Source organism: Clostridium sp., assembly GCF_036660475.1.
GTDB lineage: Bacteria > Bacillota > Clostridia > Clostridiales > Clostridiaceae > Clostridium_J.
Map to the genome: position 1 here is coordinate 106,979 of NZ_JAVXAO010000007.1, position 23,655 is coordinate 130,633.

17 protein-coding genes are annotated in these 23,655 nt (G+C 29.6%); 15 read left to right on the top strand and 2 right to left on the bottom strand.

What is annotated here, in order from left to right:
• The first annotated feature begins 237 nt into the window (after positions 1-237).
• The 12 genes from dltD (RSA29_RS11070) to RSA29_RS11125 all read left to right on the top strand — a co-directional run bounded on the left by dltD (RSA29_RS11070) (position 238) and on the right by RSA29_RS11125 (position 16,007).
• Positions 238-1,425 carry a D-alanyl-lipoteichoic acid biosynthesis protein DltD gene (dltD, locus tag RSA29_RS11070; protein ID WP_346942923.1) on the top strand — a complete coding sequence of 396 codons (1,188 nt, stop codon included), beginning with the start codon at positions 238-240 and terminating at the stop codon, positions 1,423-1,425.
• Positions 1,391-1,534 carry a hypothetical protein gene (locus tag RSA29_RS11075; RefSeq protein ID WP_346933794.1) on the top strand — a complete coding sequence of 48 codons (144 nt, stop codon included), beginning with the start codon at positions 1,391-1,393 and terminating at the stop codon, positions 1,532-1,534. The genes dltD (RSA29_RS11070) and RSA29_RS11075 overlap by 35 nt, the downstream gene beginning before the upstream one ends.
• A 257-nt stretch (positions 1,535-1,791) precedes the next feature.
• Entirely contained in the window at positions 1,792-2,979 is a 1,188-nt protein-coding gene (gene dltD / locus RSA29_RS11080; RefSeq protein ID WP_346942922.1) for a D-alanyl-lipoteichoic acid biosynthesis protein DltD, read from the top strand.
• Between the two features lie 20 nt (positions 2,980-2,999).
• Positions 3,000-4,514 carry a D-alanine--poly(phosphoribitol) ligase subunit DltA gene (gene dltA / locus RSA29_RS11085; RefSeq protein ID WP_346942921.1) on the top strand — a complete coding sequence of 505 codons (1,515 nt, stop codon included), beginning with the start codon at positions 3,000-3,002 and terminating at the stop codon, positions 4,512-4,514.
• Positions 4,514-5,668, top strand: coding sequence for a D-alanyl-lipoteichoic acid biosynthesis protein DltB (dltB, locus tag RSA29_RS11090; RefSeq protein WP_346942920.1), 1,155 nt, complete (start codon positions 4,514-4,516; stop codon positions 5,666-5,668). Before dltA ends, dltB begins: the two co-directional genes overlap by 1 nt.
• A 100-nt stretch (positions 5,669-5,768) precedes the next feature.
• On the top strand, positions 5,769-5,999 hold the full coding sequence (dltC, locus tag RSA29_RS11095) for a D-alanine--poly(phosphoribitol) ligase subunit DltC (protein WP_346942919.1): 231 nt from the start codon (positions 5,769-5,771) through the stop codon (positions 5,997-5,999).
• A gap of 348 nt (positions 6,000-6,347) precedes the next feature.
• Complete coding sequence (helD, locus tag RSA29_RS11100; RefSeq protein ID WP_346942918.1) at positions 6,348-8,639, top strand: RNA polymerase recycling motor HelD; 2,292 nt, start codon at positions 6,348-6,350, stop codon at positions 8,637-8,639.
• Between the two features lie 229 nt (positions 8,640-8,868).
• Positions 8,869-10,527, top strand: coding sequence for a glutamine--tRNA ligase/YqeY domain fusion protein (locus tag RSA29_RS11105; RefSeq protein ID WP_346942917.1), 1,659 nt, complete (start codon positions 8,869-8,871; stop codon positions 10,525-10,527).
• Between the two features lie 265 nt (positions 10,528-10,792).
• The gene (locus RSA29_RS11110; RefSeq protein WP_346933787.1) at positions 10,793-11,947 is read left to right on the top strand and encodes a DUF3798 domain-containing protein; all 1,155 of its coding nucleotides are present in this window, start codon (positions 10,793-10,795) and stop codon (positions 11,945-11,947) included.
• A gap of 160 nt (positions 11,948-12,107) precedes the next feature.
• Positions 12,108-13,712 (top strand): sugar ABC transporter ATP-binding protein, encoded by a 1,605-nt coding sequence (locus RSA29_RS11115; protein ID WP_346942916.1) that lies wholly within the window; start codon positions 12,108-12,110, stop codon positions 13,710-13,712.
• Entirely contained in the window at positions 13,709-14,755 is a 1,047-nt protein-coding gene (locus RSA29_RS11120) for an ABC transporter permease (protein WP_346942915.1), read from the top strand. The genes RSA29_RS11115 and RSA29_RS11120 overlap by 4 nt, the downstream gene beginning before the upstream one ends.
• On the top strand, positions 14,748-16,007 hold the full coding sequence (locus RSA29_RS11125; RefSeq protein WP_346942914.1) for an ABC transporter permease: 1,260 nt from the start codon (positions 14,748-14,750) through the stop codon (positions 16,005-16,007). The genes RSA29_RS11120 and RSA29_RS11125 overlap by 8 nt, the downstream gene beginning before the upstream one ends.
• Before the next feature lie 175 nt (positions 16,008-16,182).
• On the opposite strand, the gene RSA29_RS11130 is transcribed toward RSA29_RS11125, so the two are convergent.
• Positions 16,183-18,195: a HAMP domain-containing sensor histidine kinase gene (locus tag RSA29_RS11130; protein ID WP_346942913.1), complete on the bottom strand. Its 2,013-nt coding sequence runs from the start codon at positions 18,193-18,195 to the stop codon at positions 16,183-16,185.
• A 284-nt stretch (positions 18,196-18,479) separates the two neighbouring features.
• Between RSA29_RS11130 and RSA29_RS11135 the strand changes: the two genes are divergently transcribed.
• Positions 18,480-19,619, top strand: coding sequence for a pentapeptide repeat-containing protein (locus RSA29_RS11135; RefSeq protein ID WP_346942912.1), 1,140 nt, complete (start codon positions 18,480-18,482; stop codon positions 19,617-19,619).
• Between the two features lie 121 nt (positions 19,620-19,740).
• Positions 19,741-20,061: a CGGC domain-containing protein gene (locus tag RSA29_RS11140; protein WP_346942911.1), complete on the top strand. Its 321-nt coding sequence runs from the start codon at positions 19,741-19,743 to the stop codon at positions 20,059-20,061.
• Positions 20,062-20,237: 176 nt separating this feature from the next.
• Here RSA29_RS11140 and RSA29_RS11145 read toward each other — a convergent pair whose 3' ends face one another.
• Positions 20,238-21,839 (bottom strand): DNA mismatch repair protein MutS, encoded by a 1,602-nt coding sequence (locus RSA29_RS11145; RefSeq protein WP_346942910.1) that lies wholly within the window; start codon positions 21,837-21,839, stop codon positions 20,238-20,240.
• A 204-nt stretch (positions 21,840-22,043) separates the two neighbouring features.
• On the opposite strand from RSA29_RS11145, the gene lexA reads away from it, so the two are divergent.
• Complete coding sequence (lexA, locus tag RSA29_RS11150; protein ID WP_346942909.1) at positions 22,044-23,651, top strand: transcriptional repressor LexA; 1,608 nt, start codon at positions 22,044-22,046, stop codon at positions 23,649-23,651.
• Positions 23,652-23,655: the final 4 nt, after the last annotated feature.

The following is a 23,655-nucleotide window of genomic DNA, read 5'->3' on the forward strand; positions in this document are numbered from 1 at the left end:
ACTAAATATTAAAAATTTACTTAAGAGGCTTATGATACAATAATAGATGTAAAGATGGATTCTTATTTAAAGTAAGGGTATATAGGATTATATAGATTTAAAATGCAAGCAAAATGATGTAGTTAATACTGATAAAAGTCATAAAACACTATTAATTATTATCATTGTTATATATAATAAATGAGTAATATTTTTTTGAAATAGAAAGTAAAAAATGAAAGGTTGTAGAAGTAATCGATGAAAAGATATAGATATTTTATAATTCCAATAGTATGTATGGGGATTCTTATTTCTAGTTTTAATAATGTTATAACTAGAAGGTATGAAGATAAAAGCATTGACAAAAATTTAGAACCTATAAAACATACCTATGATCATATTTTAAGAGATAGAGGTGGGGTACTTAAGGATAGCATGTTTAATGAAGAAGACTTAATATTATTAGGGTCATCGGAGCTATCTTCTCCAGTGGACCAAAATCCTATAAATGTATTTCCATTTAAAGAAGCAAACTATGATGTAAGTATATTTGGAAGGGCGTACACGCAATCATTACAACATGCTACCATGCTAAGTAGTACAGATAATATTAAAAGTGATTCTAAAGTTGCATTAATAGTATCCTTACAGTGGTTTACCCAAGGAGCAGGCATAACTGGTGACAATTTTAGTGTTAATTTCTCAGAACATCAATTTTATAAGATGTTTAATAATGATAAAATAAGTGATGAAACTAAGATGGATTATGCAAGGAGAATTAATCAGTTATTAAAAGAAAGTGGTGAATATGGAGAAGAGCAAATCTATGCTTATCTTTATTCACAAGATAACTTGTTATCTAATATAGCTTTAACTTTATTAAAACCTTATTACAAGTTTAAAGCGTATACATTAGAGATTAAGGATAAAACTCAATCCTATAAAGAATTAGAAAAACTTCCAGATAAGGTGGCAGCAAATCCTAAAGAATTTAATTGGGAAGAAGAATATGCTAAAGCAGAAAAAGAAGGAGCCGCTAAGGTAACTAATAATGATATAAATGTTGAAGATAGCTATTATGATTTATATCTAAGAGAAAAATATTCTGAGTTTAAAGATGAATTAGTAGGCGTTGACCTAATGGCATCTAGGGAATTTAAGGATTACGAATTATTTTTGGATACAAGTAAGGATTTAGGTGTAAAACCCCTAATAATATTGATGCCAGTAAATGGATTATATTATAATCATCTTGGAATTACAGAGGAAAAGCGTGATGAGTTTTATAATAAGCTTCAAGCATTAGCAGAAGAAAGAGGTTTTTCAGTTGTTAATCTACAAGATAAGGAATATGAAAAATATTATTTAACGGATGTTATGCATTTGGGATGGAAAGGATGGCTTAAGGTAAATGAAGAAATTTATAAGTATTTTAGCGAGAGATAAAAAGGAAATTACGGATAGCATAATTTTAACAATTGTATTAGCGGCTATATTTTTAATATTTGTTTTATCTACACTTAAAGACCTTCCATTCATATATAATCAATTTTAAAATTATAATTGTTTAATTAAATATAAAATTATATGAAATGAGTGTAATTTATATTAATTTCAATGTGAATTTTAATGTGAAAATGAGGAGTGAATAGTAAGGTGAGAAGGATAGATTTAAAGATGAAATTTAACACCATGGAAATTTTGAAAATACTGATTTTATCAGGGTTTATTGTAGGAGCATATTTAATTTGTGTATTACAAACCCCCCAAGAAATACCCTTTATATATAATCAGTTTTAATGGGAGATGCTTATGAAAAAAATAATGAAAATATGTTTACCAATAGCTATATCAATAATAGTTATTGTAGGGTTTAATAGTATACTAGATAAAAAAATCCAAAAATTAAGTTCTGACAGAGATATGTCAAATATAAGGCATAATCAGGGTGTAAGAGCAAAGTATAATGGAAGTTATTTCAGGGATTTATTTTTGGAGAATAATGACTTAATGTTATTAGGTTCATCAGAATTAGGAAGTAATGTTCCACAAAATCCAGTGAATTTATTTCCATTCAATGAAGCTGAATATGAAATAAGTAATTTTGGAGTGGCACATATACAAAATCTTCAACATGCAACAATGGTTGGTGGAAGTGATAAATTCAATGAAGATTCTAAGCTTGGATTGATAGTATCATTGCAATGGTTTGAGGATGAAAATGGTATGCAAACAGATCAGTTTTTACCAGGGTTTTCAGAAGTTCAATTTTATCAGTTTTTAGATAATCCTAAGATATCTATAGAGAATAAAAAATATCTTTCAAAAAGAGTATATGAATTAATTAGTCCATCAAATATGTTTACTGAGGAAAGTATTTATGCAAAACTCTTTCTAAGAGAAACACCAATAGATAAGGTTATGTATTATCTAACATACCCTTACTTTAAAAGTAAAAAATATATGTTAGAAACAAGAGATAAGATAGCTGCATTAAAAGAGCTGAAAAATATGCCTGAGAAGGAAATGCAGGATACTAAAAAAACTATTAATTTTGAAGAAGAGTATAAATTAGCAGAAGAACAGGGTCAGAAGGCTGTAACAAACAACAGATTTTATGCAGAAGATAATTATTATAATACATATCTAAAAGATATTGAAGCGGACTTAGCAGATAGAAATAAAAATGTAGACATTATGAATAGTGTGGAATTTAAAGACTTTGAATTTTTCTTGGATTTGTGTAATGACTTAGAAATTAAACCTTATATAATTTTAATGAATGTAAATGGGTGGTATTATGACTACACGGGAATTACAGAAGGTGAGAGAATTGAATTTTATAATAAACTAGAGTCTATAGCCACAGAAAAAGGCTTTGATGTGTTAAATCTACAACCGCATGAATATGAAAAATACTATTTAATAGATGTTATGCATTTAGGCTGGAAAGGTTGGCTAAATGTAACTGAAGAAATGTATAATTATTTTAAAAAATAGAACATGGAGAGGGTAAAAAGATGAATATACTACTTAAAATAAAAGAATACGCAAAGATGCAAAGACTAGCAGTACTTTGTGATGGTGAAAAATTAACTTACGATGAACTAGATAGAAAGTCTGATGCTTGGGCAGCTTATTTATTAGATAAGTATGGAAGCGATAGAACACCTATAGTCATTCATGGAAATAAAGAAAACTTGATATTAATTTTAATGATGGCAGCATTAAAATCAGGAAGGGCATATATTCCACTAGATGTTACATTCCCTGTGGAAAGAGTAAAACAGGTAATAGAAGAGGTAAATGCTAAAGTTGTAATAAACTTTACAGAAGAAAAAATCGGAGACTATAATTTATACAGCAAAGATGATTTAATAAGCATAATAGATAAGTATAAGGATAAAGTTATATCTGAAGATACATGGGTAAAGGATGATGAGAATGCATACATACTATTTACTTCAGGGAGTACTGGAAAGCCTAAGGGTGTTCAGATAAGCAGTAATAACCTTCATTCATTTATTAGTTGGTTTGAGAAGTATATGGAACTAGATGAAGTGGATGATGTGATAATGAACCAAGTATCTTATTCTTTTGATGTATCAGTTATGCCAATTTACTTGGGGCTTATTCATGGGAAAACATTATTTAGTTTATCTAAAAATACATTAGAAGACTTTAAGACTTTGTTTAAGGCTTTAAATGACTCAAAGATAAAAACTTGGATTTCAACACCGGCTTTAGCAGAGATGTGTATTAAGGATAGCACCTTCAATAAGGAGCTTATGCCAAGCCTTGAAACATTCTTCTTTGCAGGTGAAGTGTTATCAAAGAAATTGATAAGTGAGCTTATGGATAGATTCCCAGGGGTTAGAATGATAAATGGATATGGACCAACAGAAGGGACTGTACTTTTATCGGCTATTGATGTGACAAGAGAAATGTTAGAGGATACTAGAGAAATACCAATAGGATATCCAATGACAGGTGCAATTCTTAAAATTGTTGATGCAGATGGGAAAAGCTTACCAGAGGGAGAAAAGGGAGAACTTATTGCAATAGGAAATAGTATAAGTAAAGGATATTTCAATAATGAAGAAATGACTAAAAAAGTATTTTTTACAGAAGATGTAAATAGAACATTAATGCAGGGGTATAGAACTGGAGATATAGGATATTTTGAAAATGGAGTAATCTATTACTGTGGAAGAAAAGACTTTCAAATAAAATTAAATGGATTCAGGATAGAACTTGAGGATATAGAAAATAATCTAAGAAGAGTAGAAAATGTGAATAATTGTGTTGTTTTTCCTGCGTATAGAGAAGGTAAAATATCTCACTTAGCAAGTTTTGTAACACTAAATGAAGAGAATGGATTAAGTAGCCTTAAAAATTCTATAATAATAAAGAATGAATTAAAAAAATATATACCTTCTTATATGATTCCAAGGAATATTAAAGTGTTGAAGGAATTTCCAATAAACACTAATGGGAAAATAGACAGAAAGAAGCTCATGGAGGAAGTTAAATAATGAAATTATCACAATATGGAGATTATCTCTATCTTTATATATTGATACTTTCCTTTATACCAGCCATAATTTTAGGTTTAAGGCAGAAAAATATAAAGCCTTATGGAATAGTAATATCAATACTTATGGTGGGTATTATCGTAGGAACAGGATCAATAAATATAATATTATTTATAATGTTTTTCATAGGAGAACTGATTGTAGTATATGGATACTTATCGATACGTAAAAGGACTGATAATAAATTCCTATATTACTTAGCATTGTTTTTATCTATGGTACCTATAATAATAACAAAGTTATCAGTAAAGGTTAGTTTTGGGCCAATTGGGTTTATAGGGTTATCATATCTTAACTTTAAGGCAATACAGATGATAATAGAGATATATGATGGAGTTATAAAGGAAGTGAAACTTTCAACCTTTGTATATTTTATTCTGTTTTTCCCAACACTAAGTTCAGGACCAATTGATAGATATAGAAGATTTGAAGAAGACTTAAATACAATAATACCGAAGGATAAATATGTAGATGAATATCTATATATTGGTATTAGAAAGATAATAATAGGTCTTGGATATAAATTTGTAATAGCATATATTATAAATACAATGTGGATGAGTAAAATTCCAGCAGATATAACCTTCTTAAACTCATGGAATTATATGTATGCATATAGTTTATATTTATTCTTTGACTTTGCAGGGTATAGTTCCTTTGCAGTAGGAACAAGCTATATTCTTGGGATTAAAACACCAGACAACTTTAATAAGCCTTTCTTAAGTAAGGATATGAAGGAGTTCTGGGCAAGATGGCATATATCCCTTTCAAGATGGTTTGGAGATTATTTATATTCAAGAATTGTTCTGAGCTCAATGAGAAAGAAGAGATTTAAGACTAGATTTCAAGCTTCTCACTTTGCGCAGATGATAACAATGCTTGTAATGGGAATTTGGCACGGACTTGAGGTGTTTTATATTATATATGGACTTTATCAAGGTGGAGTATTGGTTCTTACTGATATATTACAGAGAAAATCTAAATATTATAAAAAGCATAAAAAGGAAGTATGGTTCCAAAGAGTGCAGATTGTACTTAATTTCCATGTAGCATGTTTTGGACTTCTAATATTCTCAGGATATTTATTTCACTAGAAATTAGTAAGAAAGTGATGTAAAATTGAAAGCATAAAATAAGATTTTAGATATGGCTATGTAAGAAAATAATAAACTTATAATTTAGGAGGAAATAATTATGCAAGAAAAGGTATTAGATATATTTGAAGAAGTAACAGGTACTGATGAGATAAGAGAGGATTTAGACTTAGATTTATTTGAATCAGGATTATTGGATTCACTAGGAATTATAGAAGTGCTTCTAAAAATTGAAGAAGTTTTTGGAATAAAACTTCAACCAACAGATCTAGAGAGAAAAGATATGGCTACAACAAACAATTTAGTAGCATTTCTATCAACAAGAGTATAGTTTAGCTTAAATTAACATAAAGGGAGGGTCGATGAGTTTGTTTTATACAAACTTATCGACTCTCCCTATTTTTAACAATATTTTAATGCTATCTTCCCGTTATAATTGCAATTGCCCTTGAATGAAAAAGATGTTAATTGATAATAAATAGTAAGAAAGTTCTATTAATTTTTGGGGTTATGATGTATAATACATAAGCAACTTGCAAATGTATTATTTTAAGTAGACTTCTTATTATACAAAGCTCACCTTCTATCTATTTAAAGGTAAGATATGATATATTGAGGTCTAATTTTCTTTGATATTAAAATAGAATTACATAATATAAGAAGTGAGAGGTGATAATGTATGACAATCAATAAAGAAGAAAGTTTGAAAGAAGAAATGAAATTTAGTAGTACGAAAAAATGGATATGTGAAGAACTTAATAAGACAGAAAAAAAACATGATGAATATGAGGAAAAAGTTGCTAGACTTAAGAAATCAGCAGGAAGTGCTTTTGACAACGATTTGGTTATAGCTCAAACATTGCAAGCATATGTTGATAAAAATCTACATAAATACAGTGAGAGTAAAGATAATCCTTATTTCGCAAGAGTAGATTTTAAGGAACTCTTAAGAGATACGGAGAGTTTTTATATTGGAAAGTTTGGTATCATTGATGAAACTAAAAATGAAGAAGTAATCATTGATTGGAGAGCCCCACTTGCAAACTTATATTATAGTGGAACCTTTGGAGAATCGTCATATATGGCACCAATAGGGGAGATAAAAGGAGAGTTACTTTTAAAGCGAAAATTTCAGACTAGAAATGGTGAGCTTATTAACATTTTTGATGAAGGGGTAAATGAGCTAATTGTACCAACTTCAGAGGATGGGGAAGAACTTGTAGATGAGTTTCTTAAATTAAATCTAGAGCAAAATATGAATAAGAAGTTGAAGGATGTAGTAAATACTATCCAAAGGGAGCAAAATGAAATTATTAGAGCATATAAGAATAAGCCTATAATAATTCAAGGGTCAGCGGGATCTGGGAAGACTACGGTAGCACTCCATAGACTTGCATATCTTGTATATACCTATGGAGATGAAATGGACAATATGAATATTTTAGTGGTAGCACCAAATGAATTGTTCCTAGATTACATTTCAGATATTCTTCCTAATCTGGGAGTTAGTAATGTAAAGCAAGCTACCTTTGAAAATCTATGTAGAAAAATAGTAAATACGAAATATAAGATAATAACTAAGGATAAGAAATTATCATCAATAATAGAATGTGGCGAAGATGAAAAAGTAAAATATATTAAGGCATCTAGCAAGATAAAAGGCACAATGACCTATAAAACTATAATGGATAGATTTATAAGGCATTTAGAAATAAAAAATGTGGAAGTTGAGGATATACTAATTGATGGATATCCACTATTTACGGCAAAAGAGATTAAGAGATTATATAGAAAAGATTTAACTAAGTTACCTATTAACAAAAGAAAAGATGAGATAAATAAATATTTTAAGGGTAAATTAAAAAATAGATTAGAAGAAATGAAGGCAGAGATAGAGAATACATATTTCTTTAAAATCAGAAAAATAAAAGGGGAAAGTGGAGTTTCAGAAGAGGATAAGAGAAAAGAGATAATAAAAACATATGATGAAAGAGATGAAATAATTGGAAAGCTAAAAGCTAAAGGTACGAAAAGCTTAAAAGAATTCTTTAAAAGTTGGAAAAATATAAATGTCATTGATAGTTATATAGAATTATATAATGATGAGAAACTCTTCGAATCTATAACAGATAATTGTATACCTAAAAAGCTATATCATTATATGAGAGATGAAATTAATAGTAATCTGAAAAATAAAGAGATTGATGGTGATGACTTAACAGCTATAACATATCTACAAATTAAAATTGAAGGTATAGTTGAAGAGAACTATATGCATACTGTAATTGATGAGGCGCAAGATTATAGCTTGTTACAATTTCATATACTAAGAGAAATATCAAAGAATAATTCGCTTACAATAGTAGGAGATATAGGTCAAGGGATTTATAACTATAAAGGTATAAGTTCTTGGGAAGGCTTAATAGAAAAGGTGTTTGACGAAGATGCAACATATATAACCTTATCTCAGAGTTATAGATCTACAGTTGAAATAATAGAGTTTGCAAATAGAGTTTTAGAGAAACAAAATTTAAATATAAAACCTGCAATACCTATATTAAGACATGGTGATATACCTAAGATAATTAAGGCTGATGGGAAAAACTTAGAGTGGGATATAGTTGATTCTATAGTTGAAGAAGTTTATAGTAAGGGTAAAAAAACTATAGCAGTAATTTGTAAAACCTATGAACAATGTGAGGATGTTTATAAATCACTAAAGAAGAAATCAAAGTATAAATGGGATTTAATACAGGAAAACCAGACGGGATTAGAAATAGAAAATCTAGTAATACCAAGTTATATGACTAAAGGACTAGAATTTGATGCAACTATTATATATGACTGTGATGATAAAAATTATAATAGTGCAGATTTAGATAAAAAATTGTTGTATGTGGCTTTAACTAGAGCATTACACCTTCAGTATGTAATATATAAAGATACTTTAACATCTTTATTATCTACATAATAATGCTATAATAGAAGCATATGATTTATAGAGTAATCTTAGGCATTTTAAAACATGTAATAAGTAAAGGCTATGAAGGATATTTTGGGTTAGGCAGGTAAATAGGTTCCTTAGATAGTAAAACTACCTAAGGGGTATACTGATGTAGTATTACTTAAAATAGACAAGGAGACTGACTTATTCATTTTGAAGAGGCATTATCTAAAAATAGAAAAGGGAAGTGATTATTATGGGAGACAATGTAGGAAATACATCTTCTAATTTTATTAAGAGAATAGTGGTGGAGGACTTACAGAGTAATAAACATGATAGTATAATTACTCGTTTTCCACCAGAACCAAACGGGTACTTACATATAGGACATGCAAAATCTATAGTTTTAAACTTTGAACTTGCAGATGAGTTTAAAGGTAAAACAAATCTAAGATTTGATGATACGAATCCAACAAAAGAAGATACTGAGTATGTTGAATCTATAAAGGGTGACATAGAGTGGCTTGGATTTCAGTGGGATAATTTATATTTTGCTTCAGATTATTTTGAAGAAATATATGATAGAGCAGTTTTATTAATTAAAAAAGGGTTAGCATTTGTATGTGATTTAACTGCAGATGAAATGAAAGAATACAGGGGAACTCTTACTGCACCAGGGAAGGAGAGCCCTTATAGAGATAGAAGTGTTGAAGATAACTTAGATTTATTTGAACGTATGAGAAATGGCGAATTTAAGGATGGCGAAAAGGTTCTAAGAGCTAAGATAGATATGAGTTCTCCCAATATTAATATGAGAGATCCAATAATATATCGTACATCACATACAACTCATCACAATACAGGAGATAAGTGGTGTGTATATCCAATGTATGATTTTGCACATCCATTAGAAGATGCAATAGAAGGAATAACACATTCGATATGTACATTAGAATTTGAAGCACACAGGCCGCTTTATGATTGGGTTATAGAAGCGTGTGAAATGAAAGAAATTCCAAGGCAAATAGAGTTTGCAAGACTTAATATTACAAATACAGTAATGAGTAAGAGAAAACTTAAAGCTTTGGTTGATGAAGGCATTGTTGATGGATGGGATGATCCAAGAATGCCTACCATTGCGGGTCTTAGAAGAAGGGGATATACTCCAGAAGCAATACGTAAATTCTGTAGAGAAATCGGAGTGGCTAAGAATGATAGCACAGTTGATGAGCAGTTACTTGAGTATTTTATAAGAGAAGATTTAAGCGCGAAAACACCGAGAACTATGGGTGTTATAAGACCTTTAAAAGTTGTTATAACAAACTATCCAGAGGGCGAAGTGGAAATGCTAGAGATCGAAAATAATCAAGATGATCCATCTATGGGAAAAAGAATGGTTCCATTCTCAAGGGAAATCTATATAGAAGAAGAAGACTTTATGGAGGAACCACCTAAAAAGTATTTCAGATTGTTCCCGGGAAATGAAGTTAGACTTAAGGGCGCGTATTTTATAAAGTGCAATGACTTTGTTAAAGATGAAAATGGAAAAGTTACAGAAATTCACTGTACCTATGATGTAGAAACTAAAAGTGGTAGTGGATTTACTGGAAGAAAAGTTAAAGGAACAATACACTGGGTTGATGCTACGGCATCTATACCAGCAGAATTTAGATTATATGAACCATTAATACTAGATGAAGAAATGGATGAGAATAAAACATTCTTAGAATGTATAAATCCAAATTCATTAGAAGTTTTACAAGGATTTGTTGAAGCTGATATGAAGACCGTGAAAACAGGTGATAGCTTCCAATTCTTTAGACATGGATATTTTAATGTAGATTCTAAATACTCTGCAGAAGATAAATTAGTATTTAATAGAATTGTTTCACTTAAAAGTTCTTTTAAAATATAGAAATGTATATAATTAATACTTAGGCATCTTTAAGAAATAAATAAGTCAGTATGCTAAATTACTTTGATTTATTATTTGTTTTCATATGGCTTATCTAAAATAATTAGTGTAACCACTAGAATTAAAGTTAATAAATAGGACTACCCCAAAGTTGAAAATCAACTTTGGGGTAGTTTTTTCGCGTTGATTTAAAATATGTTTATATATTGTAATAAACAAGCTCGCATATAAATATACATTACTAATAAAATTAAGGAGGCGTGCTATGAAAAAGAAGTTATTAGCAACTATTTTAGCTGGAGTTATGGCTCTAGGTATAGTAGGGTGCACACCGAAAAGTCCGACTACTGGCGGAGACAATAAACCACAGGAGAAAAAGTACAAAATAGGGATAATCACAGGTACTGTTTCGCAAGGTGAAGAGGAATACAGGGCAGCTGAAGAGATGAAAAAGCTTTATGGAGATAAGATAGTACTACAAACATATCCAGATGGCTTTATGAAGGAGCAGGAGACAACAATTGCAAATACACTTAGTTTAGCAGCAGATCCTGATGTTAAGGCTATAGTATTTGTACAAGCCGTGCCAGGAGCATCAGCAGCTATTGATAAGGTAAGAGAAAAGAATCCAGATATGCTATTTATAGCTGGAGTTCCTGGAGAAGATCCAGCTATGATAGGTGGAAAAGCAGATGTAATACTACAAGCTGATGAGCTTGGAATGGGAACAACTATAATAGCTCAAGCTAAAAAACAAGGAGCAAAAACTTTCGTACATTATTCATTCCCAAGGCATATGTCATATCAATTGCTTGCACAAAGAAGAGAGTTGCTAAAAGAATCTTGCGAAAAAGCAGGAATACAGTTCGTAGATGCAACAGCACCAGATCCAACTGGAGATGCAGGTGTACCAGGGGCACAGCAATTTATATTAGAAGATGTTCCTAGAAAAATTGCAGAGTTTGGAAAAGATACAGCATTCTTTTCAACAAACTGTTCAATGCAAGAACCTCTTATAAAATCAACATTAGCTGGTGGAGCAATTATGCCACAACAATGTTGTCCATCTCCATACCATGCTTATCCAGGCGCATTAGGTATTGAAATTCCGGATGATAAAAAAGGTGATGTAGATTATATAGTTGAACAAATTGGAATAAAAATTAAAGCTAAAGGTGGAGAAGGAAGATTCTCTACATGGCCAGTACCAGTAAATATGTTATTTGTTGAAGCAGGAACAGAATATGCTATGGCATATTTAGAGGGAAAAACTAATGGTAAAAATGATAAGGCTAAGCTAACTGAAATATTAAATAGTAAAATAGAAGGTAAGATGACTGTTACTCCATATAAAGATGAAGCTACAGGGAAATCATATGAAAATTATTATTTAATTTTATCAGACTATGTAAATTTCTAAAACAAATGAATCTTCAAGGAGAAAACTCCTTGAAGATTTTTAAAAACACATAAATAGGGTTGCAAAAATTCATTTTATAGCAGTGTTTATTATAAGAGTGTATTAAACAGATAATGTACATGAGGTGAGATTTACCACTAGAATGGGGGGATAAAATTTTATGAATGAATATGTGCTTCGTATGGAAAATATTAAGAAAAATTACTTTGGTAATTTAGTGTTAAAGGGAATTGATTTAAGGATAAAACCAGGTGAAATTCATGCTCTTTTAGGTGAGAATGGAGCAGGGAAATCTACCCTTATGAACATAATGTTTGGAATGCCTGTAATACATAATACAGGTGGATTTGAAGGAGAAGTTTTTTTAGATGAGAAGAAAATATCAATAAAATCACCTAAGGATGCTATGGAGCTTGGAATAGGTATGGTGCACCAAGAATTTATGCTTATACCAGGATTTACAGTGACTGAAAATATTAAAATAAATAGAGAAGTAACAAAACCAACGGTTTCAAGTAAAATCTTTGGTAAGAATCTTCGAAACTTAGATTACAAAACAATGAATGAAGATGCAAGAAAGGCATTAGACACCATTGGGATAGGCATTGGGGAATTGACATACGTATCTAGCTTACCAGTTGGGTATATGCAGTTTGTAGAGATTGCTAGAGAGATAGATAAAAGTAGTCTTAAAGTCTTGGTTTTCGATGAACCTACAGCAGTACTTACAGAGAGTGAAGCTGAAAGATTAATGGATACTATGAAGGTACTTGCAAATAGAGGAATAGCAATAATGTTTATAACCCATAGATTAGATGAGGTTATGGCTATTGCTGATAATATTACAGTTTTAAGAGATGGAGAACATGTAAAGACATTAGAAAAATCATCTACTAATGTAATTCAGCTGGCTGAACTTATGGTAGGAAGAGCGCTTGAAATAGTGCAAAAGGAAAAGACAGATGATTCAAATGAAGAAAGAAAAAAAATCCTTACATTGAAGGAATTAAAAGTCGATATGCCAGGAGAGCGAGTAAAAGATATAAATTTAGATATATTTGAAGGTGAAATAATAGGGCTTGGAGGCTTGGCAGGTCAAGGTAAGATTGGAGTAGCCAATGGAATAATGGGACTATATCCATCTGAAGGTGAGGTAATTCTTGATGGATATAATTTAACTCTTAACAATCCAAAGGCATCATTGGATCGAGGATTAGCTTTCGTATCGGAAGATCGAAGAGGCGTTGGGCTTTTGTTAGATAGCTCTATTGAACTTAATATTGCGGTTACAGCTATGGAGATAAAGAATAAGTTTTTTAAGTCAGTAGGATTTATGAAGTTCAGAGACAATAAGGCTATAAGGTCTTATGCAGATAGCATGATTAAAAACTTAGATATAAGATGTACAGGCCCTACACAACACACTAAGAGTTTAAGTGGAGGGAATCAACAGAAGGTGTGTATAGCTAGAGCGCTTGCGTTAAATCCGAATATTTTATTAGTATCGGAGCCTACTAGAGGTATAGATATAGGGGCTAAAAAATTAGTTCTTGATACTTTAGTAAAACTTAATAAAGAAAACGGTATGACTATAGTTATTACATCTAGTGAGCTTGCAGAGTTAAGAAGTATATGTGATAGGATTGCTATTATTACAGAAGGTAAGGTTGCAGGAATACTAAAACCACAGGATAAGGATGCTAACTTTGGATTATTGATGTCAGGATTAGAAATACCTACAGAGCAAGGAGTTGATGAAATATGAAGGCAAAATTTAAGAAATTTATAGAATCCGTAGGATTACCCAATATTATAATTGCGGCATTTTTCATATTACTATGTATGCTTGCGATACCTTTAAATTTATCATTGCCTATGCTAGTTTCAGATATTTTGGTTAGATTTGGAATGAATGGTATTTTAGTTCTCGCTATGGTTCCGGCTATACTATGTGGAATTGGACTGAATTTTGGACTACCTATAGGGATACTTGCGGGGATAATAGGTGGACTTGTAAGCATAGAGATGAATTTACGAGGAGGGATGGGATTTGTTGCAGGAACATTAATAGGTATACCAATTGCTATACTATTTGGATATCTATATGGTCTACTTCTTAATAAGGTTAAAGGATCAGAAATGATGATAGCCACATATGCAGGATTTTCAGCAATATCTTTAATGTGTATAGGATGGTTATTAATGCCATTTAAGAGTCTTGAACTACGATGGCCTATAGGAACAGGACTAAGAACAACCATAACATTAGAAGATCGGTATGCTAAAATTTTAGATGGATTTTGGTCCTTTAAGGTTGGTGGCGTAAATATACCTACGGGATTATTATTAGTGTTTTTTATAGGATGCGTAATAATGTGGATATTCTTAAAGACAAAAACGGGGGTTATGATGTCTGCGGCTGGAGAAAACCCTAAATTTGCAAGAGCATCTGCAATACCAGTTGATAAAATGAGAATTATAGGAACTATAATATCAACGGCTTTAGGATCGGTAGGGATAATGATATATTCTCAAAGCTATGGATTCATACAGTTATATCAAGCACCTATGATGATGGGATTTGCAGCAGTATCAGCAATTCTTATAGGTGGAGCATCTACAACAAAAGCTAAGATTTCACATGTAATAATAGGAACATTATTATTTCAAGGCTTGCTAACAGTAGGGCTTCCTGTAATAAATCAAATGATTGAAAGTAATCTATCTGAGATTATTAGGATAATAGTTAGTCAAGGTATCATTATTTATGCGTTAACAAAAGCTAAGGGAGGTGTAACCAATGAGTAAAGGTAATTTGGGTAGTAAGTTAAAGGATTATATATTTAATAATATGGTAACCATACTTTTCATAATTTTATGTCTAGGCGGGTTGAGCATTTCAGGACAACCGCTTTCATTGGTGTTAAATGAATTAATGGCAAGGGTGGCTAGAAACTCGTTTATAGTTCTTGCTTTAATAATACCAGTAATTGCTGGTATGGGACTTAACTTTGCTATTGTATTAGGAGCTATGGCAGCTCAAATAGTAATAATTGGAGTTACTCATTTTGGAATTAATGGACTTTGGGGTTTTATTGTTTGTGTTGTGGTTACAACCCCAATAGCTATAATCTTTGGATATTTCACAGGAAAACTATTGAATAAAACTAAGGGGCAAGAAATGATAACAAGTATGATACTTGGTTTTTTTGCTAATGGATTATATCAGCTTTTATTTTTATTCTTAGTAGGGACCTTAATTCCAATGAAGAATCCAGTGCTTATGATAAATGGCGGAATTGGAATTAAAAATACAGTAGATTTAAATGGTGGAATTAAATATGCTTTAGATAATATACTAAACAAATCACTTTATTATGTTGTATATAATGCGGCTCTTGTGGGTGTAGTTGTTTTTGCAACTTGGATTATCTATTGCTTAGTGAGGAAGAAGAGAGATAACTTAAAGACTCCAATTATTAGAGCAGTACTATGTTTGGTAATTTTCATAGCATGTCAAATAACAAGTGTTGCAACACTTTTAGATTATGTTAGTGTGCCTATTGTAACTATGCTTGTTATAGTGGCACTATGCATATTTAATAAATTGATTTTCAAAACAAAGTTGGGTCAGGATTTCAGAACCGTTGGTCAAAATCCTACAGTAGCAAATGCTTCTGGTATAAATGTTAATAAAACTAGAATAAAGGCTATTATTATATCTACAGTATTAGCTGCTTGGGGACAACTTATATTCCTACAAAATATAGGAACATTAAATACCTACGGAAGTCATGAGCAAGTTGGAATGTTTGCAATAGCTGCAATTCTTATAGGTGGGGCAACCGTATCTAAGGCTACAAATAAACAGGCTATATTGGGTGTAATTCTCTTCCATACAATGTTTATTGTATCACCAACAGCAGGAAAAAATTTATTTAATAATGCTCAAATCGGAGAGTATTTTAGAGTGTTTGTTGCCTATGGGGTAATTTGTGTATCTTTAGTACTATATGCATGGAAGGAACATGTTAAGGGAAAAGAAGAAATAAAATTATAAAAAGTATTAGAAAAAAATTATGGAGGATTGTGTCTACTGTTAATATGAAGGTTAAGAAGATATTTTAACAGTATATAGGTAGGAAACTAGGTAGCATATAAAAATAAGCTGTCTCAAATTCATTGATTTATGTTTTAATAGAGAGTTAAAACATATTCAATTTTTGAGGCAGCTTTTACATATTAAGATAAGAATCTATATCTGAAAATTCTACAATTAAATTCTGGTCTTTACTAATCACATTTTTAGAAATATAGGTTTCAGATTCCTGGTTTTTCGTACAAACTTCTTTTATTGGGAGGGTAAATTTAAATTCACAACCTTCGCCTAATTCGCTGCTAAGCGAAATAGATCCATCTAAAAGATCAACTAAGGATTTAACAAGGGCAAGTCCAATTCCACTACCTTCATTAACCTTTGAAGACGAACTTTTGACTTGAGAAAATCTATCAAATATATTTAGTTGATGTTCCTTTGGTATACCAATTCCGGTATCTTTTACAGATACGGATACTGAGGCTTTAGAACAATCTAAAGTTACATATATATATCCACCGGTAGGAGTAAATTTTATTGAGTTAGAAATAAGGTTTAGCATAATTCTATCAAGTTTTTCGCAGTCAAGAGGCATATAGATATCTTCTACATATGTATCAAATATAATAGTTATACCTCTATCACTAGCATATTCAACTACAGACATAGTGATATCTTCGATTACAGCTACTATATTTTTAATTTCAAATTCTAAATTATAAAATCCGGAATCTATTTTAGTAATGTCAATTATATTATTAATAAGTTTAAGTAATCTAAAGCCATTATCTTGAATATATAAAAGTTTAGATTCATCACATTTATTAGTGAAAACAAGGGTTCCATTATTCTTATATATATCTAAAAGTTGCAAACCAGACAACATAACATTTAGTAAGGTTCTAATTTCGTGAGAAAAATTAGCTAAAGACTCAGTTTTAAGTTTATCACTTTCAAGGGCTTCCTTGTATTTTCGATTTGTAATGAGAAATTTTCTAGCATTGTTGGTCTTCTTTGTGGTTTGGATTATAAGCATAATAATACAGGTAATTAGTACGAATATAAGAACTATAGTAATAATATTAGATACCTGTTTATTTATCCAATGTTCGTTAATTATAATTGAAGTTTCAGGTATGTTTTTCATAGATATATTGTTATTATACATTTCTGAAGCATCAAAAATAAAAGTATTTTCTAAGTCATATACACCAGATATATCTGGAAGGGAATCACCAGATAAAATGAGCGTTACCATTTCATAAATAAGTTTGCTATGATTTTTTGCAAGTAGTACGTGTCCACCAATGACCCCGGAGCCGATATAGGATTGACTAAAAGTATATAAATTACCATCTGTGTAAGATTTAATTGCATTAATAGTATCACTCGGGAAAAGTGTTGTTTCGTATTGATTTTTAAAATTGCCTGAAATTATACAAGGTGAATTATTATTGGATTTTTCTAAGTTGAAAGAAATGTCCTCTATAGAATTACTAATTATAAAATTAAAATTCAAATCATTACTATAGTAGGGTGCAGATGCTCTTATTTGATTTTCAATATGTTTGGAAGAGATAGTTTTATCTAAAATTATATTTATTGTTGAAACTTCATGCTCAATTTTTAGGATTGAATCTATGAGGGGGCGTACAGTTACGGGTTCCATAACACCAACAAAGTTATTGTATGGATATGTAGAAAGTTTTGATACACCATTAATCCCTCCGTAAAGCACAGGGATATTGTAAAATATTTGATTATTATAATACGAAGCAATAAAATTTAAGGATTCATCATCTAATGCAATGATTAAATCAAAATTAGTATTGAAATATTTAAGCGACCATAGTTCAGCTTGTTTATCTAGAAATTGTTTGTCGGTGTTAGCTATAGACAAGGATTCAGTAGTTAATAGTATATTTGAATTTGCAATATTTAAAGATGATTTCAAATCTTCTAATATTTTAGATTCCCAAGTCATAGGTCCATCCTGAGAAGTTATAATAAGAACTTCATTATAGTTATAATTATCATAGCCGTTTGCAATCGAACATGGATATATTAGCGACAAGAAAAAAACTAAAAATAATATTACTAGTACATTCTGATAGTTATTAAATTTTAAATAAGATTTATTTTTTATATTCATACAAATCACCCAACATAAATATATTTGGTTAATATTTTTAAATAATGGTTAATACTACGTAGAGTAGTCTAATCAACAAAAATTATTTTACTATTATTAAATTATCATTATAACGAGAAAATTAGTTTATTTATAAAAAATTATAACATGAATGTGAACAAAATTATATAATAACAAAAAAAATGTTGAATTAAGACGAAAAAAAGAGTTTATATGTAATGATAAAGAAATAATATTAAGGCATAAGAATTTTAATTAATAATAGTAATAGATATATTATTATTATGTTCATAATCTATAGTGCTAAGAATGTTGGTGATAATATGAATGGGAAAAAAGATGTAAACTGTAATATGTATTTTAAATTTGATGAAATAATAAAGTATGAATATGAGAATTTAATAATTACTCGAGATATTGAAGACTACAAATTAAAGAGTGGTTTAGAAGATGTAAGATATATAAAATGCAAATTTAAAGAAGTGAATTTTCATAATATTACTCTTTGTAATGTGATTTTTCAGGATTGCATATTTATAAATTGTAGTTTTAATGAATGCAAATTAAGCAACATGAGCTTTTTAGCGTTTTATAACTGTAGTTTAAGTGATGTAAAAATTACGAATTGCAAATTTTCTTCATTATATATTAGAGAGAGCACATTATTTAATATAGTATTTAAAGATTCATTTATGAAAGGATGCAATTTAATTAAAAATAGTTATCATGAGGTTAAATTTATTGATGATTGTAATTTGATGGATTGTATAATAAAAGATACTTGTGACTTTATGGATATTAGATTTATTAATGAAAGGTCCTACACTAAACTTAATTATGGTTCTTACATAGGGAAATTCAACTATGAAAAAAATCAAAATTGTAATAGATGTAATGAAGATAAAAGTTCTTGTAGTTGCAAATATAAACTTCAAAGTTTAAATGTAAGTTTTAGTTATATGGATTTTGGAGAGCAATATTTAAGGAATCATGTAAGTGGTAAATTTGGGAAGTGTTTTTATCAAAGTAAAATAGCTTTTCATAAAACACTTCATGGTAAGAAGAAATTGAAGTCTTATTTATCTAATATTGTCTGTGGATATGGAGAAAAGCCATATAGAAGTTTTATTATATCTTTATTAATTATATTGATATTTGCCATATTATATATGATTACAGGACTAGAAACATCTGGTGTTTTAATAAATGTATCAACATTAGAAAAAAATTTTTCTATGTACAATTTGATAAAGTATATAATATATTGTATACATTTTAGTTTAGTAACTTTTTCTACAGTAGGATATGGGAATTTATTGCCTTGCAATATTAGTGGTATTATTCTCTCAAGTATGGAAATTCTTATGGGTATTATAATGATAGGAATCTGGACATCAACACTAGTAAGGAAAATGACAAGGTAAAAGAATAATAAGAAATAGCATTTTTCTCCTTAAAGGTTTATTATTTAAAATAGATAAACTCATTTATTTGTGAGTTTATCTTATATTTATATCTAAAAATAATATCTTGGAGGTTTTGGGAATGAAAAATATAGGGATTATGGTTTGTAATAAAGTTAGTTACATATGCACAGGTTCAGGGTGTTTTAATGCTTTTAATAATAAGAAAAAGGCATTCGAAATATATAAGGAGGAGGAAGTGTCATTAGGTGGATTCTTTCACTGCAATGGGTGTGGTAAGGAGTATGAGGAGGAATTGGTGGACAAACTTAAAGTCTTGAAAAAGAAGGATGTAGAAGTTATACATATGGCTTTATGCATAGATGTGGAATGTTCAAACTCTGAAAGATTAGAAAAAATAATTACAGACAATGGATTTCTAATTGTAAGAGGAACTCACTAGTTTATAATTAATTAGTTTGAATTTCAATTATCTTAATGTATTTATTGTTGATTTCTTAAGTCGCAAACTAGTAGATAATAAAAAAGAGTAAATAAAATAAAAATATATTGTCCAAAAGATAGTTACGTCTTTTGGACAATATATTTTTATGTGGTTAAATTTTTTCATATAAAAATTTAAATAAATCCTTCTATATGTTTTGCTCTTTCAAAGGATTTAACTACGATTTCTTCAGGGTATCCAATGTATTTTAAAAGTTTTATAGCATTTTTAGTTTGTGATACACCTTTTTTTAGTTTGTAATCAAAGGAAAGACCATCGTTGTTATCTACAGTTTCACTAAAGTAGAAGAAATCATAATTATTTTTAAGAATATCGGCGAGCTCTCTATCGTGAGTAGCTACAATTGAAATTACTTTTTTAGAGTTAATATATTTTAAGATCTCAGCTGAAGCGGCAATCCTCTCAACAGGGTTTGTACCCCTAAATATTTCATCAACAGCGCAGAATATAGGAAGAGGCTTCTCAGTAGCTTTTATAATACGAAGAAGAGATTCAGCCTCCGCCATGTAATAGCTTTTACCAGTAGTCACATCATCATTAGGACTAATTGAGGATACTACATTAAAGAAGCAACTTTCATAGCTTTTAGCTAGTACAAAGTTAAAGCTCTGAGCAAAAACTATATTAATTCCTAGCATTCTTAAAAATGTAGATTTCCCAGACATGTTTGTTCCAGTAAGAATTATGCCATGTTTGTCCATTTTGATAGAATTTGAAACAGGGTTATTAACAAGTGGATGAATGCCATTAGATATATTTAAAGTTATATCCTTAGAAAATTTAGGTTTAGTATAGGATGCCTTAAGTCCGCTCTGATAGCTTGAGATAGAAATTAAAGCTTCAATTTCACCGATTATATAATAAAGATTTAAAATTAAGTCTTTATTATCTGTAAGCTGGCTACTAAGATTATAGTAGGTAGATTCTTCAAGTAAAAATGGTACTGAAATAACTTCAAATAATCCGTCAAACGTAGTAGAAAGCCCTATAACTCGAGTACCCTTATCAATAATCTTTATATTTTTTAAAATATAATCAATGTCTGTAGTGTACTTTTGTAATTCTGGTATGTTAGAATTATTTATTTTCTTAGAAATTACAATTAATTTTCTAAGGTATATTAATCCTGTATCCTTAATATTTTTAGTTTCTACCATATTTATAAAGGCGTTTATCCATAGCAACGCACCCAATACAAGCATAAACTTTACATTCATTGTAAATAAAGCTGTAAGAATTATAATAAGGGGGAGAATCTTCCCTAAGAATGTGTATAGATAGTATTTGCTTTTATTTACATTAAGATAAGTTTCTAACATTTCAATAAAAGAATTTTTATTATCAAAACCCATATTGAAAAAATGCAGTTGTAGCTTTATTCTTTCAGATTCATTGGTTTTAAAAAAGTTAATTAAATCACTACGGTTATTAAGTGTTATTTCATCGGTGATAATATTTCTTAATAGTGAATAGAGAGACGCTTCTCCAGCAGTGGTATAGGTTTTATTAATTTTTTTATATACTGAAGTTAGGTCTAAATCGTTAAAGCTTTGTTCGTCTAAGAAATATTCAGTTTTAGGTCTAATATCAAATAATTTTCTGATATCTTTAAAGTTATGAGTCTTATCATTATCTTGTAGATAATCTGATTTTAGAATATTTATTTTGCGTCTATTAAGAAAGAACTTAAATGAAGTTATTAAACTATTTTTCAAAGGTATCACTCCTATATATTATGAAATTAGTATCTATGAAATTAAAGACTGTTGGTTAATAATAATCTTGTGGTATTATTTTAAATTACTTGGAAATTATAACATGAGAGAGTGGAAGTATCAATGAAGATAAGTTAATAAATTTATGATATAATCTAAATTACAAAGAGGGCAAATGTAGTGTTGTGAAACGGGGGTGTAAATATGAATCATACAGATATATTAGATAAATTGAATAGAGGAAAAAATCAAAGGTTTTTTATTGTATCAGGAAATGAAGGGTTAGGTAAAACTAAGGCTGCTTTATCAAGAGCTATATTTTTAAAAGATAATTATTGTATTAGAGAAAATGAGAATATATTAATTATATCTGATGAGGAGATTGGTGATACATTAGAGAAAATAAAGAATAAAAGTGCAAGAGATAATACGTTTTTTTCTTTGTTAAACAATAACGAAATTGAAGTGTATTCAAAGAATAAACTTATCGATAAATACTTTCAAAGTATAAGTAACCATGGTGGGATTAGTAAAAGATTCTGTGAGGCTGATGTAATAAGAGAAATAATACTAGATGGAATAAATAAGGTTAGACGCTTAGAAGAAAAGATGAATAAGATTATTGTATCTCAAAATATAAATTTCTTATTTGATGAGATTTTATATATAAAGGAAATGAATATAGCTTCTATTAATGAATATCAGCAGATAAATAGAAAAAATAGAGGAAGAACAATAAGAAGAAACTCTAAGGCTAGGGAATCAATTTATAAATTATATATATGGTACTGCGAATATATGAATAAGAGCGGGTTAATTGACTATATAGATAAGTTTAATATCGTTTATAATACTGATAAGAAAAATTTAGATTTAAGATATGCCCATATAATAATAGATAATGTTGAAAAGCTAACAATTAAAGAACTAACTTTCATAAGAAGCCTTTTAGGGGAACTTACATATAGTAATCTTATACTAGTTAAGGATACTAATAATGGCAGTGTAGAAAGCCCTTGGAGGGATTATTTCAAACGAAATAAAGATATTAGTTATTTTGATGATAATAAATATAGAAGTATAAATTGCAATGTTTCAGCTAATAGAAAAAGTTCAGGTGTAAATAATAAGAAAATAATAAAAACTAATGAAGTTGAAAATATAGATAAAATACAAGAGGTTAGCAAAGGTGAAGAGATAGTGTATATGGAAAATAAAATTGAAACATTAGAGTGTCATAAAAGCGATGACAAGGGGATTACAATGGGTGATGGAGTAGAGATTAATAAAAATAGCGAGTATATTGAAAATTATAAGTATGTAGATTTCAAGCACAATGTATCCCATAAATTCGCAATAGATACAAGTAGTTATGAGGAAGTAATTTTAAATCCAGATACAACTAGTGAAATTATAAGTAATAAGGAAATAAATAAGGTCCCAGTATATAATGAGATTGCTGCAGGACAACCTATCTCAATTAATGATGAAATAGAAGGTGTTTTTAATCTTCCTATTTATTGGTTAAAAGGAGTTCAGCAACCTTTTATATTAAAAATAAAAGGTGATAGTATGATTAATGTGGATATTGAAGATGGTGATTATGTAGTAATAAATAAACAAACTATGGCAAATCATAATGAAATAGTGGCAGTTAGTATTGACGGGGAAGCTACGCTTAAAAGACTGTGGTTAAGGGGAAAGAAAGCAGTTTTAATGCCTGAAAATAATAAGTACTCTCCAATAGAAATTACGGAGGATAATGCATATATTATTGGGAAAGCAGTGGGATTAATAAAGGCTATTCGTTAAAGGT